We start from the raw sequence: 14053 nt of genomic DNA, 5'->3' as shown, positions 1-14053 counted from the left end.
GTTTCCTTCCCCCGCCGATATGCGATAGGTTGGACCACAGTTGCGTGAGGAGTGTGCGGGGCCGTGTCAAGATTCGACAGATATCTGCTGTCGCAATTTCTTGCGCTGTTCGGATTCTTTTCGCTATTGCTTGTGTCTGTCTATTGGGTCAACCGCGCCGTCGGCCTGTTCGACCAATTGATCGGTGATGGGCAATCGGCGCTGGTTTTCGTCGAATTTTCACTGCTGACCCTTCCCAATGTGATCCGGCTTGTCTTGCCGATCTCGGCCTTTGCGGCGGCTTTGTTCGTGACCAATCGGCTGACCAATGAAAGCGAGTTGGTCGTGATGCAGGCCACCGGATTTTCGGCCTTTCGGCTGGCGCGACCGGTGATCTATTTCGGGCTGGTCGTAGGGCTGATGCTGGCGGTGCTGACCCATGTTCTTGTGCCCGCCAGCCGCGCCATTCTGGCCGAACGCAGTGTCGAGATTTCGCAGAATGTGACCGCCCGCTTTTTGCGTGACGGCCAGTTCATCCACCCGACTGACGGGGTAACGCTGTATATTCGCGAACTGACGCAGACCGGCGAATTGCGCGATCTGTTCTTGTCAGACGAACGCGGGCAAGGCAGCGTCATCACCTATACCGCGCGCCGCGCCTTTCTGGCCCGCAGTGACGACGGGCCAAAATTGTTGCTGTTTGATGGCATGACCCAGACCCTTGACCAAAAGACCGGGCGGCTGTCGGTGACACGTTTTGCCGATGTGACCTATGATCTTGCCGACATGCTCTCGCCGCAAGAGGCGGATGGCCGCTCGATCTACGAAGTCTCGACGCCCGAACTGTTGCGCGCCTCGCCCGAGTTGGCGGCCGAAGTCAGGCAATCCCGCGCGGCGCTGCTGGAAGAGGGCCATTCGCGCATTGCACAGCCCTTGCTGGGGCTGGTAACTGCCCTGATCGGCTTTTCGACACTGCTGCTTGGGGCGTTTTCACGGTTTGGGCTGTGGCGGCAGATCATCGGGGCGATTGTCTTGCTGGTAATCTTGCAGATGTTGATCACACAGGCTTCGGCCCTTGCGCTTGAAAGTGCGGCGGCTTGGCCGTTGATTTATCTTGCGCCCGGCGTTGGCATCCTGGCCAGCGTGCTGATCTTGTGGCTGGCGCAACGCCCCCGTCGCATTCGATCGGGCACCATTGATCTTGGCGGGGTGCCCCAATGATCTTGTCGCGCTACATCGCCCGGCGTTTTCTGTGGGTTTTCCTGCAAGTCCTGGGTGTATTCTGGGCGATCATGCTGATGATCGACGCCATTGAACAGCTACGCCGGTTTTCGGATCAGGGCATCAGCCTGACCGGCGCGCTGTATCTGGCGCTGATGAATACCCCCGCCAGCATCTATCAGATTTTGCCGCTGATCATGATCCTTGCTGCGATTGCGCTGTTTCTTGCCCTGGCGCGTTCTTCGGAACTGGTGGTTGTGCGCGCGGCGGGCCGGTCGGGGGTGCGCTTTGTCTTGGCGCCCGTGACTGTGACACTGGCAATCGGCGCCTTGTCGGTTGCGGTCTTCAACCCCTTGGTTGCGGCCACGCAAAAGGAATATGCCCGCCTTTTGGCCGTAACGGCCAATGGGGCCGACAGCACGCTGTCAATTTCGTCCAGCGGGTTGTGGCTGCGTCAGGGGCTAGAGGACGGCCAGACCGTCATTCATGCCCTGCGCGCCAATACCGATGCCACCGAACTGTTTGACGTCAGCTTTGTGGTCTTTGGCACCGATGCCCAGCCTGTTGAACGGATTGTGGCAGACAAGGCGGTTCTTGTGCCGGGGGCCTGGGCTTTGACCGGGGCCAAGCGGTGGGATCTGGCGTCAGACAATCCCGAACGCTCGGCCACCACGTTGCAAGACGGGGCCAAACTTGTGTCGAACCTGACACGCGAAGGCATTCGCAACAGCTTTGGCGATCCGTCGTCGGTGCCATTCTGGGATCTGCCCACCTATATTCAAGGGCTAGAGGCCGCCGGCTTTTCTGCCACGGCGCATCGGTTGTGGTATCAGATGGAACTGGCGCAGCCGCTGTTGCTGGCGGCCATGGTGCTGATCGCTGCGGGCTTTACCATGCGCCACACGCGATTCGGGGGTACGGGAATGCTGGTTCTGTTGGCGGTCTTGGGCGGGTTTTTCATCTTTTTCCTGCGCAACTTTGCCCAGGTTCTGGGGCAGAACGGGCAAGTGCCCATTCTTCTGGCCGCATGGGCCGCCCCGGTCGCCGCCGTTCTGCTGGCCCTCGGCCTGCTTTTGCATGTAGAGGATGGCTGATGTTGCGTCGCGTCCTGATCCTTCTTCTTTGCTCGGTCGTCCTTGGCGTCAGCCTGGGATCGCCCGGCATGTCACAAGACCGTGCAGCCTTGGTGGCGGATGCGGTCAGTGTTGACCCGTCGGGCAGGTTGGTTGCCAGCGGCGGGGTCGAGGTGTTTTACCAAGGCCGCCGCTTGCGGGCCACGCGCATCGTCTATGACCGCGCCGATGACAGCCTGCTGATCGAAGGCCCGATCGTGCTGGTTGACGGCACCGACACCATTCTGATTGCCAGTCAGGCCGAGCTTTCGGCCGATCTGAACGAAGGCATCCTGACCAGTGCGCGGCTGGTTCTGAACCGCGAATTGCAGATGGCGGCCACCCAGATCCAACGGATCGGCGGGCGCTATATGCAACTGGATAATGTTGTCGCGTCATCCTGCAAGGTGTGTGAGGGCGATCCGACACCTTTGTGGGAAATTCGCGCCCGCAAAGTGGTGCATGACCAGCAAGAGCGGCAGATCTATTTCGATCAGGCGCAGTTCCGGGTGGCTGGCCTGCCCGTTGCATGGTTCCCGCGCCTGCGGATGCCAGACCCCACACTCAAGCGCGCGACGGGCGTTTTGATGCCCAGTTTCCGCACGACAACCAGTTTGGGCACAGGCATCAAACTGCCTTACTTCATCACGCTTGGCCCGCATCGCGACCTGACCGTGACACCATATTTTTCCACGAAATCCGGCCGGACGGTCGAGCTGCGCTATCGCCAGGCCTTTGCCAGTGGCACGGTCGAATTGAACGGCGCCGTGTCGCGCGATGAAATCGTGCCGGGTGAGACGCGTTATTACCTGACAGCCGAGGGTGAGTTCGCCCTGCCGCGTGATTTCACCCTGACCTTTGATGGGGTGATTGTCAGCGATGCGGGCTATCTTTTGGATTACGGACTGGGCGACGAAGATCGTCTGGAAAGCCGGATGGACGTCAGCCGCACCAGCCGCAACGAATATATCTCGGGCCGGTTGGTCGGCATTCGATCCATTCGTGAGGGCGAGACGAATTCGACCCTGCCCACCATCATCAGCGACTTCACCTTTCACCGCCGTTTCTCGGGTGGCCCCTTGGGGGGCGAGGCCGGGCTGAAGTTCCAAACCCACAGCCATTACCGCAGTTCGGACGATGGCAGCACCGACAGCGATGGCGATGGCATCAGCGACGGGCGCGATGTGGCACGGGCCTCGCTGCGGCTGGATTGGCGGCGGAACTGGCAATTGCCCATGGGCATGGTCGGCACCGTTCTGGGCGAGGTGCGGGCCGATGCCTATCGCATTTCGCAAGACGACACCTATGGCGGCGGTACGACACGCCTGCACGGCGGGCTTGGCGCAGAGTTGCGCTGGCCCTGGCAGAAAACCGGGGCCAGCGGTGTGTCGCATGTGATCGAACCCGTCGCCCAGTTTGTCTGGGCCCCCAAAGGCGTTGAAAGCCTGCCGAACGAAGATTCGCGTCTTGTCGAATTCGACGAAAGCAGCCTGTTCAGCCTGAACCGTTTTCCGGGCAGCGATGCAGTGGAACGCGGCGGGCACCTGAATCTCGGGGTGACCTATACCCGCTATGATCCTGCTGGCTGGACACTTTCAACCACTTTGGGCCGTGTCTTCCGTGATTCCGATCTGGGGCAGTTCAGCCAAGCCTCAGGGCTGGATGGGCAACAATCAGACTGGCTGGCCACGCTGCAACTGTCTTTGCCGCAGGGCCTCAGCTTTGGTCACCGTATGCTGATCGACGACACCTCCAGCCTGAACAAGGCTGAATCGCAGATCTCGCTGCAACGCGATCGCTATAGCCTGACCGGGTCGTATGTCTGGATCATTGCCGATACGGATGAGGACCGCCCAGACCCGATTTCCGAGCTGCTGCTTGATGGCAGTTACAAGCTGACCGACAACTGGACGGCTTTCGGGCAAACCCGCTATGATTTTGAAGCTGACCGTGCAAACCGCGCATCGGTTGGGCTTCAGTTCCGCAATGAATGCGTTTCCGTTGATCTTTCTCTCTCGCGCCGCTTCACATCCTCGACTAGTGTAACCCCGACCACAGATTTCGGTCTTGCGGTTGATCTCGTTGGGCTGGGAAGTGGCATTTCGGCAGGCCCGTCGCGGGCATGTCGTCGCTAGACGGCATCAGAGAATGAGATCGGACGACAGTCGAAGAAAGGCTTGAGGCAAGTGACGGCAGAAGGCATGACGCAGCGCAGCATTTCCAACGCAAACCGCAAGGGCCGTGCCCGAGCAGGTCTGAAAACCCTCAGCGTTGCCGCTTTTGTCGGCTTGGCGGCGATGACGGCCGGCACAAGCGTTCTGGCGCAGCAAGGGTCGCCGTTTTCTACGGTTCTCAAGATCAATGATGCCGTGATCACGCAGTATGAACTGGATCAGCGCATCCGGTTCCTGACGCTGTTGCGCATTCCCGGCGACCCGGTCGAGAGCGCCATGAAAGGGCTGACGAACGACAGACTTGCCGCGATTGAGGCCAAACGCGTGAATCTGCGCCTGACAAACGAGCAAATCGAAGCAGGCATGTCTGAATTTGCGGCCCGCGCCAACCTTTCAGCCGAGCAGTTCGTCGCCGCCATCAGCGAAGGTGGCGTGGCCGCCGAGAGTTTTCGCGATTTCGTCGCCAATGGCCTGCTGTGGCGTGAACTTGTTCGCGCAAAATATGGGTCTTCGATCTCGATCACTGAAGCCGAAATTGACCGAGCCATCGCCACGGGAACGCGCCGGTTGGACATGCAATTGTTGCTGTCAGAGATCGTGATCCCGGTTGAGGGCGATCCCAGTAATGCCTTGGCACTTGCCAACCAGTTGCGCCGTGACATCACCACCGAAGCCGGGTTTGCCAGCGCAGCACGCCGCTATTCAGCCTCACCTTCAGCCGGTCGTGGTGGGCGTATGGACTGGGTGCCAACGTCCGAGATTCCTGCCCAACTGGTTCAATTGGTGCTGGCACTTGGCCCCGGCCAAGTCTCGCCCCCTGTGCAACTGCCCAATGCCGTTGCCGTTTTCCAATTGCGCGATGTGATCGAGGATACAACAGCGAAACCTCCGGCCGTAAGCGTGGAATACGCACAATTAATGTTGCCGAACACGCCATCGGTCTTTGCCGAGGCGGAGACTTTGGCAAACCGGATCGATAGCTGCAAAGACCTTGCCGCCGAAGCTCGGGGTCTGCCGCAAGACCGGTTTGTGACAGAAAAGAAACCCGTGGCCGCCGTGCCGCAGGATATTGCGCTGGAATTGGCGCAGTTGGATCCAGGCGAATACTCTGCAGCCCTGACACGCGGCGGATACCGTGTGTTCCTGATGCTGTGCGCCCGAGAGCCCCAGCTTGAGAGCGAAGGGCAAGCGATCAATCGTGACGCGGTACGGGCGCAATTGCAATCGCTTGAGCTGGAAGCGCAAGCTGGGGTCTGGCTGGAAGAGTTGCGCTCGGAAGCCATCATCACGACACCGTGACCCAGATCTTGGCCCGGCCCCTGCCCCTGATCATGACCTGCGGTGAACCCGCGGGTATCGGGCCGGAACTGGCGTGGCCCGCGCGGCAGGCTTTGGGCGCGGAGGTGCCCTTTGTGTGGTTGGGTGATCCGGCGCATTTGCCCCCAGACACCCCGGTGCAACGGGTTGATACCCCCGCACAGGCCGCCGATGTGGCGCCGAACCTGTTGCCGGTGCTGCCCCACCCTTTTGCCGCGCCCGCCACCCCCGGGGTGCCCCATCCCGACAACGCGGCGGGCGTGATAGAGGTGATTTCGCGCGCCGTTGATCTTGCGCTGCGGGGCCAAACGGGCGGCATCGTCACTGCGCCAATCCACAAGAAGGCGCTGAAAGATGGGGCAGGCTTTGCCTTTCCCGGCCATACCGAGTTTTTGGCGCATCTGGCCGGTGACGTGCCCGTTGCCATGATGCTGGCCTCTCCGCTGTTGCGGGTGGTGCCTGCAACCATTCACATCGCCCTTTCAGAGGTGCCCGCCGCTCTGACGCCCGAAGTCTTGGAGCAGGCCATCCGCATCACCCATGCGGGCCTGTGCGATCTGTTTGCCATCGCACGGCCCCGGATTGCCGTGGCCGGCCTGAACCCCCATGCGGGCGAAGGCGGTGCCATGGGCTGGGAAGATCATCGCGTGATGGCCCCAGTGATCGCGCGCCTGCGGGCTGAAGGCATGGATCTGCGCGGCCCCCTGCCCGCCGATACGATGTTTCATGCCCGCGCCCGCGCCCAATATGATGCGGCGGTTTGCGCCTATCACGATCAGGCGCTGATCCCGATCAAGACACTTGATTTCGATGGCGGCGTGAATGTGACCCTGGGCCTGCCTTTTGTGCGCACCTCGCCCGATCATGGCACGGCCTTTGATATTGCCGGCAAGGGCATGGCCCTGCCCGACAGCACGGTTGCAGCGGCGCGGATGGCGTGGCAGATGGCACGCCAAAGGCTGGCCCTGCGCGGGACGTAAGTTCGGCACCGGGGGCCAGCCCCCGGACCCCCGGGATATTTATGAACAGATGAAAGGGCGGATTTTGGGCACGATTGATGGTTTGCCGCCCCTGCGCGATGTGATCCGCGACCATGATCTGGTGGCGAAAAAGCAGTTGGGGCAGAATTTCCTGCTGGATCTGAACCTGACCGCCAAGATTGCACGTCTGGCGGGCGATCTGTCGGCCTGTGATGTGCTGGAGGTCGGCCCCGGCCCGGGCGGCCTGACACGCGGGCTGCTCGCCGAAGGCGCACGCAGGGTTCTGGCGGTCGAGAAAGACCCACGCTGCATCCCCGCATTGGATGAGATTGCAGCCGCCTATCCCGGCAAGCTGGAGATCGTGAACGGCGATGCGCTGGAGGTGGATGTTCTGGCGCATCTGGTGCCGCCCATCCGCATCGTTGCCAACCTGCCCTATAATGTTGGCACGGAATTGTTGATCCGCTGGCTGTCGCCCGCAATGTGGCCCCCGGTCTGGGACAGCCTGACCTTGATGTTCCAAAAAGAGGTGGCCGAGCGGATCGTGGCAAAGCCGCGCGGCAACCATTACGGGCGGCTTGCCATTCTGTCGCAATGGCGCACCGATGCAAAGATCGTGATGCACCTGCCACCCGAAGCCTTTACCCCCGCCCCAAAGGTGCATTCGGCTGTGGTGCATCTTAAGCGTCTGGACGAGCCACGCTATCCTGCCGATCCGGCAGTGCTGTCGCGCGTGACGGCCATGGCCTTCAACCAGCGCCGCAAGATGCTGCGGTCCAGCCTTAAAGGCCTTGGCGGCGATGTTGAGGCCCTGTTGAACTCTGTGGGCATTGTGCCAACGGCGCGGGCCGAAGAAATCGGGATCGAGGCGTTTTGCGCCCTTGCCCGCGCCGTTGCCGCCCGCTGATGAAAAAGGCGCGGCCTGATGGACCGCGCCTGTTCAACTATCCGCCTGCCTGACTTATTCGGCGGCTTCGGGTGTGCTGTCATCTGACGGCGCAGCGTCGGCCTTGGGCTTTTTGGGGCTGCGGGCGCGGCGCGGCTTGGCCTCGGCATTCTGCTCGCCCTGCCCTTCGGGGCCTGGGGCCACCGCTTCGGCGCGGGGCTTTGCCTTTGGCCGTTCGGCCGCATGTTCGGGGCCGGGTGACACGGCATCAACCACGGGTTCAGCCGGGGCCTCGGTGCGACCATCATCGCCCGATCTTTCCGGGCGCGGGCCACGGTCGCGACGATCCCGGCGGCCTGCATTGCGGTCGGTGTTACGATCATCGCGGCGCGGGCGGTCTTCGCGGCGGCCACCTTCGGCCTGTGCGTCGGGGCTGCGGGCCTCGGGCGTCTCGACCAAGGTTGAAGACACGTCGTCTGTCGTGTCGATCACAGGGGGCAGATCGGGCTGGTCGCCTGCGCCCGGATCGGTGTTGCGGTCGTCGCGCCAGCGATTATCCCGGCCATCGCGGTTGTCCCGCTGGCCACGGTTGTCGCGATAGTCACGATCGCGGTTGTCAGACGAGGGGGCGTTCTGATTGCCAGACCCGCCATTGCCAGATTGCTGATAATTCTGCTGGCGCGCCTCTTGTTCGGCGGCCATTTCACGCTGCGCTTCGGCCAGCATGCGGGTGTAATGCTCGGCATGCTGCAAAAAGTTTTCGGCGGCCACGCGGTCATTCGACAACTGCGCATCGCGGGCGAGAACCTGATATTTTTCAATAATCTGCTGCGGCGTGCCACGCACCTTGCCCTCGGGGCCCGAGCTGTCAAAGACCCGGTTGATGATGTTGCCGAGAGAGCGGGGACGGTTCTGCTTGGAACGCGAGCGGGACTTGGAAGAACGCATCTTTTCCTTTGATCCAGATGTTCCGACTTGCCTTTCATGCTGCGCGTTTTGGCGCGCCACCCACAGCGGGAGAAGTCAGGCAAGGTCGGGTTTCAGCGCAGGGGGGAAAAACAAAGCTTCACCACCCACAGGCGCAATCAAGGCTGAGTAAACATGCTGTGCCCGCTGTGACAAGCCGATTCTGAACAATAAGGCGGGAATTCGTGCTTTTTTGCCAAGGCGGACGCCAAAATCCGGCCCAAGCCCGCCTTTGCCCTAGCGGGCATGGCCGACCACAATGCGGTCGCGCCCATCCATATCGGCCAAGATCTGAACGCCCAACAATCCCGCCGCGGCAAAGAAACCCGCCACAGCCTGGCCCTGACTGGGGCCGATTTCCACCAACAGCCGCCCCCCTGGTGCCAGATGCCCAAGCGCCCCCGCAGCAAGAATGCGATAGGCCGTCAGGCCATCTGCCTCATCTGTCAGGGCCATGCGCGGCTCGTGCAGGGCCACTTCGGGGGCAAGCCCAGCCATTTCGGCTTGCGCGATATAGGGCGGGTTGGAAATGATCAGATCAAAGCGCCCGGTCACCGGATCAAACCAACTGCCCTGCCGCAGATCGGCGCGGGCTTGCACCCCCAACGTCGCGGCGTTGACGGTGGCCACCGCAAGCGCCTTGGCCGACAGATCGACCCCCACCCCCGTTGCATCGGGGCATTCGGCCAGCAAGGTCAGCAAGATACAGCCAGAACCAAGGCCAAGATCCAGCACCCGCGCAAAGGGGCGGTCCAGTGCCGCGGCGATCAGCCCTTCGGTTTCGGGCCGTGGGTCCAGCACTGCGGGGGTGACGGCAAAGCTGCGCCCCCAGAACAGGCGCTGGCCAATCAGGTGCGAGACAGGTTCGCGCGCGGCCCGACGGGCGATCAGGCCCTGAAAGCGCAGCACGGCGTCTTGCGGGGCGGGGTCGGCCAGATGCAGCGTCAGGCGATCAGGGCTGACACCCGCAGCATGGGCCAACAGCAGGCGCGCATCGCGGGCCGGATCGGCCACACCTGCGGCGCGCAGGGCCTGAACGGCGGGCACCAGATGCTGCGCCCACGGTGTCACATCCCCGCCTCGGCCAGTTTTCTGGCCTGATCATCGGCTTGCAGGGCGTCGATGATCTCACTCAACTCGCCCGCCATGATCTGTGGCAGCGCATAAAGGGTCAGGTTGATGCGGTGATCGGTCATCCGGCCCTGTGGGAAGTTATAGGTGCGGATGCGTTCGCTGCGGTCACCGCTGCCCACCTGCGCCTTGCGGTCGGCGGAACGGGCGCTGTCGATCCGCTCACGCTCTGCCTCATACAGACGGGCGCGCAAGACCTGCATGGCAATGGCGCGGTTCTGGTGCTGCGACTTTTCTGACGAGGTGACGACAATACCCGACGGGATATGGGTGATCCGCACCGCCGAGTCTGTGGTGTTGACATGCTGCCCGCCTGCGCCCGAAGACCGCATCGTATCAATGCGGATGTCGCTGGCCGGAATGTCGATATCCACCTCTTCTGCCTCGGGCAGAACGGCGACAGTGGCCGCTGATGTATGGATGCGGCCCCCCGCCTCAGTCTCGGGCACGCGCTGCACGCGGTGCACACCGGATTCGTATTTCAGCCGGGCAAAGACGCCATCGCCTTGCACATGGGCGGTCACCTCTTTGATGCCGCCCAAATCGGAAAACTGTTGTTCCAGAATATCAAAGCGCCACCCCATCTTTTCGGCATGGCGCTGATACATGCGCAACAGATCGGCGGCAAAAAGGCTGGCTTCGTCCCCCCCCGTGCCGGGGCGAATTTCCAGGATAGCAGGCCGGGCATCAGCCGCATCCTTGGGCAGCAGGGCAACCCGCAGCGCCTGTTCCATCTCGGGGATCCGCGCCCTGAGCCGGGGCAGCTCTTCTTCGGCCAAGGCCTTCATTTCGGGGTCAGAAAGCCAGCCTTCGGCCTCGTCCAGATCGTGCAGCGCCGTGCGATAGGCGGTGATCTGGTCGCACACGGGCTTCAGATCGGAATATTCGCGGCTGAGTTTGGCAATTTCGGCCGGTGGCGCGCCCGCGTTCAGACGCGCTTCGAGATATTCGAAGCGTTCGGTGATCTGGGCAAGTTTGTCGAGTGGAACCATGGCTGCGGTGTGGCTGGATTGGCGCGCGCGGTCAAGAGAAACTGCGCAAGGGCCAGGCCCCAAGGCGCCGCCCCAGGGTCTGGCATTTTTCGGCAAGCGGATCGGTCAGAGGCGTTGTTGCCAATCTGCCAGACGGGCCGCGTTCACGCCAAGATCGCTTTTGCCAAAGCGCAAGCGGGCATGCAGCACAAGGCCCTGCCGGGTGATCTGGGCGGTGGTGTAATCGGGAAAGCCCCAAAGCGCGCTGCGGGTGACCCAGGTGATGCGCCCCTCGGGGACCGAGCCTGCAAGCCGGGTGGTGCGATCCGACGCCAATGCGATCGCATCAAGGCGTTGCAAGCTGGCCTGCGACTGCGCCGCATCACCGGGCACCAGAAGAAACGCCCCGCCTTCCTGACGCAGCACAAGCCCCGCGCTGATCTCTGCGGGCAAGGCTTCCGACGGATCGACATGCCAGGTGGCCGGATCAGAGGGCGCAAGTCGGATCAGGGCCATCAGGCCAAGCAAGGCGATAAGGGCAAAGGCGACGATCATTGCCATGCTGCGAAATGTCCTTTTCATGATGGCTGGCGCGCCCAATGGTAAAGGCAGATCAACTCATGCGCGACATGGGCGCCCGCAATGGCGGTGGCGCCCGTCGTGTCATAGGCGGGCGACACCTCGACAATATCACCACCAACCATGTTGATGCCCGCCAGTTCGCGCAACGCGGCGGCGGCCTGCCAGCTGTGCAAGCCCCCCCAGACCGGGGTGCCAGTGCCCGGCGCACAGGACGGGTCAAGGCAGTCGATGTCGAAGGTCACATAGGTGGGGTGGTTGCCGACAATGGCCTTGGCGCGGGCGACGGCATGGGCCACGCCTTTTTCATGCACCGTGCGGGCGTCGATATATTCGACCCCAAGGTAATCATCGCAATGGGTGCGGATGCCGATTTGCACCGAACGGGCCGGGTCAATCACCCCGGTTTTCACCGCTTTGTAAAAGAAGGTGCCGTGGTCGATCCGGTCCATATCGTCATCTTGCCACAGGTCGGAATGGGCATCGAAATGGATCACCGACATGGGCCCGTATTTTTCGGCATAGGCCCGCAGGATGGGCAGGGTGATGAAGTGATCGCCCCCCAGCGTGATTGTGCCCACATTCGCCGCCAGAATGGTGCGGATGTGATCGGTCAGCAGCCCCGGAAAGCTGGGCGTATGGGCGTAGTCAAACGCCAGATCGCCGTAGTCGATGATGTTCATGTCTTCCAGCGGATTGGTCGGCCAGCCATAGGGCGGATCAAAGGGCTGAAGGCTGGACGCCTCGCGGATGGCGCGGGGGCCAAAGCGTGTGCCGGTGCGATGTGTGACCGCTTGGTCAAAGGGCACACCTGTGATCGCCAGATCAACCCCGGTCAGATCCTTGGTATAAGTTCGGCGCAAAAAGCTGGTGGCGCCAGCAAAGGCATTTTCAAAAGCAAGGCCTTTCAGCCCCTGACGGGTAAAGGCGGTGTCGATCTGTTTTTTGGCGTCTTCAAGGGCCATGGGGTCACCTGCGGAAACTGGAATGCGCCGTCGTGGGCCCCCCCCGCGACGCCCCGGATACGGGGGGGGGGGCCCAGCCCCTGCCGGGTAACGGCGGTGTCTATCTTTTTTTTGGCGTCTTCATGGGCCAGGGGGTCACCTGCGGAAACTGGAATGCGCCGTCGTTCGCCCACCCGGAGACGCCGCGTATCCGGGTGGGCGGACCCTGCCCTTGCCACCACAGGCTGTCAAGGCCCGGAGAGACTGGCGAAAAACTGGCGAAAGATCGGGGTGAGTCAGGGCGCGTCAGCCGATGCGCCAGCCTTCTTTCGTCAGCTGGTCGGTCACCTGACAGATCGCCTTGTGCAGGGTTTCTGCCACGAAATCGGCGTCATCGCGCGTCATGATCAGGGGCGGCGACATCACATTCAGGTGCCCCATCGGCCGCACCATCAGCCCCATGGCCTCGCAGGCATCGGCGATGCGCTTGGCCTCGTTCGCGGCTTCGGGCAAAGGCTCTTTGGTGTCTTTTGACGCCACGCTTTCCACGCAAACCATCAGACGCCGCCCCCGCACCTGCCCGATCAGCGGCAGATCTTGCAGCGCCATCAGCCGATCAAGGAAATAGTCGCCCACCTCGGCGGCATTGCCAAGCAGCGCCTCGCGTTCAATGATTTCAAGGTTTTTCAACGCCGCAGCACAAGATACCGGATGGCCTGAATAGGTAAAGCCCGAGGTGAACCAACGATCGCCTTCCGACGCCATGGCCTGCCACACCCGATCCGAAAAGATCACCGCCCCAAGCGGCAGATAGCCCGATGTCAGGCCCTTGGCGCAGGTGATGATGTCAGGCGTCACCCCATATTCGGCATCCGAGGCGAACCAATGGCCAAGGCGGCCAAAAGCTGTCACCACCTCATCGGCGATGAACAGAATGTCGTGCTGCTGGCAGATCTGCCAGATCCGGCGCAGATACTCCCTGGGCGGAACGATCACCCCGCCCGAGGCCTGAATCGGTTCGGCAATAAAGGCCCCGACCCGATCTGCGCCCAGATCATCGATCTTTGCCTGAAACTCGGCCACCAGAAAGTCGGTAAAGGCGGCCTCGTCCATGCCATCCGGGGCACGGTAGGGGTTGGGCGGCGTCAGGTGGTGAATGCCGGCTTCCTTATACAAGAACTCGGGCACACGGTCGCCGGGGCGGCGGCCAAGGGATTGGCCGATGTAGGTTGATCCGTGATAACTCATGTCGCGGGCAATGATCTGCACCTTGTCAAGATTGCCCTTGGCGCGGTGATAGAACTGCACCATGCGAAAGGCGGAATCGACCGCCGTGGACCCGCAGGTGGTGAAATGCACGCGGTTCAGATCACCCGGCGCAAGGCTGGCCAACTTGGCCGCAAGCTGGGCAGAGGGCACGTTTGAGGCATCGACAAAGGTGTTGGAAAAGGCCAACCGTTGCGCCTGATCGGCAATGGCCTGCGCCATCTCGGCCCGGCCAAGGCCGATATTGGTGCACCACATACCGCCAACCGCATCGAAATAGCGTTTGCCCGCCGTATCCCACAGCCAACACCCCTGCCCCCGATCAAAGACCAGCGACCCATCGCGTTCAAAGGGGCCGAATTGCGTCCATGGATGCAGAATGTGCCTGCGATCCATTTCCCAGATGGCGTCAGAAGTGGTCAGGGGGGTGGCGGTTGCAGTGGTCATGCCGTGCTCCGGTTGGTTTCACACCGGTGCAGGATAGCATTTTGATCAAATTCTGGCCAGCACCATAGGTTGCGACCCAA

The 14053-nt window shown here is 62.0% G+C and carries 12 protein-coding genes; 6 read left to right on the top strand and 6 right to left on the bottom strand.

Annotated features, from left to right (window positions below; all coding sequences use genetic code 11):
• The first annotated feature begins 63 nt into the window (after positions 1–63).
• The 6 genes from lptF to rsmA all read left to right on the top strand — a co-directional run bounded on the left by lptF (position 64) and on the right by rsmA (position 7690).
• Positions 64–1200, top strand: a complete 1137-nt coding sequence (lptF, locus tag V3C85_RS09315; protein ID WP_331794810.1) for an LPS export ABC transporter permease LptF — start codon at positions 64–66, stop codon at positions 1198–1200.
• A complete protein-coding gene (gene lptG / locus V3C85_RS09310) occupies positions 1197–2294 on the top strand; it encodes an LPS export ABC transporter permease LptG (RefSeq protein WP_331794809.1) in 1098 nt (365 codons plus the stop codon). The genes lptF and lptG overlap by 4 nt, the downstream gene beginning before the upstream one ends.
• Entirely contained in the window at positions 2294–4447 is a 2154-nt protein-coding gene (locus tag V3C85_RS09305) for an LPS-assembly protein LptD (protein ID WP_331794808.1), read from the top strand. The genes lptG and V3C85_RS09305 overlap by 1 nt, the downstream gene beginning before the upstream one ends.
• Before the next feature lie 66 nt (positions 4448–4513).
• Positions 4514–5785, top strand: a complete 1272-nt coding sequence (locus V3C85_RS09300; protein WP_331794807.1) for a peptidylprolyl isomerase — start codon at positions 4514–4516, stop codon at positions 5783–5785.
• Between the two features lie 32 nt (positions 5786–5817).
• The gene (gene pdxA, locus V3C85_RS09295; RefSeq protein WP_331795270.1) at positions 5818–6783 is read left to right on the top strand and encodes a 4-hydroxythreonine-4-phosphate dehydrogenase PdxA; all 966 of its coding nucleotides are present in this window, start codon (positions 5818–5820) and stop codon (positions 6781–6783) included.
• Positions 6784–6847: 64 nt separating this feature from the next.
• Entirely contained in the window at positions 6848–7690 is an 843-nt protein-coding gene (gene rsmA, locus V3C85_RS09290; RefSeq protein ID WP_331795269.1) for a 16S rRNA (adenine(1518)-N(6)/adenine(1519)-N(6))-dimethyltransferase RsmA, read from the top strand.
• 54 nt (positions 7691–7744) lie between these two features.
• Here the strand turns inward: rsmA and V3C85_RS09285 are convergent, their stop codons facing one another.
• The 6 genes from V3C85_RS09285 to V3C85_RS09260 all read right to left on the bottom strand — a co-directional run bounded on the left by V3C85_RS09285 (position 7745) and on the right by V3C85_RS09260 (position 13973).
• The gene (locus tag V3C85_RS09285) at positions 7745–8617 is read right to left on the bottom strand and encodes a DUF4167 domain-containing protein (RefSeq protein WP_331794806.1); all 873 of its coding nucleotides are present in this window, start codon (positions 8615–8617) and stop codon (positions 7745–7747) included.
• Positions 8618–8872: 255 nt separating this feature from the next.
• The gene (gene prmC, locus V3C85_RS09280; RefSeq protein WP_331794805.1) at positions 8873–9706 is read right to left on the bottom strand and encodes a peptide chain release factor N(5)-glutamine methyltransferase; all 834 of its coding nucleotides are present in this window, start codon (positions 9704–9706) and stop codon (positions 8873–8875) included.
• A complete protein-coding gene (prfA, locus tag V3C85_RS09275) occupies positions 9703–10758 on the bottom strand; it encodes a peptide chain release factor 1 (protein ID WP_331794804.1) in 1056 nt (351 codons plus the stop codon). Before prfA ends, prmC begins: the two co-directional genes overlap by 4 nt.
• Before the next feature lie 105 nt (positions 10759–10863).
• Positions 10864–11298 (bottom strand): DUF1499 domain-containing protein, encoded by a 435-nt coding sequence (locus tag V3C85_RS09270; RefSeq protein ID WP_331794803.1) that lies wholly within the window; start codon positions 11296–11298, stop codon positions 10864–10866.
• Positions 11299–11315: 17 nt separating this feature from the next.
• Complete coding sequence (gene speB, locus V3C85_RS09265; protein ID WP_331794802.1) at positions 11316–12281, bottom strand: agmatinase; 966 nt, start codon at positions 12279–12281, stop codon at positions 11316–11318.
• A gap of 285 nt (positions 12282–12566) precedes the next feature.
• On the bottom strand, positions 12567–13973 hold the full coding sequence (locus tag V3C85_RS09260; RefSeq protein WP_331794801.1) for an aminotransferase: 1407 nt from the start codon (positions 13971–13973) through the stop codon (positions 12567–12569).
• Positions 13974–14053: the final 80 nt, after the last annotated feature.

This window comes from Pseudotabrizicola sp. L79 (assembly GCF_036553525.1).
GTDB lineage: Bacteria > Pseudomonadota > Alphaproteobacteria > Rhodobacterales > Rhodobacteraceae > Pseudotabrizicola.
Note: the sequence above shows the minus strand (reverse complement) of the source record. Positions and strands in the feature narration are given on the sequence as shown.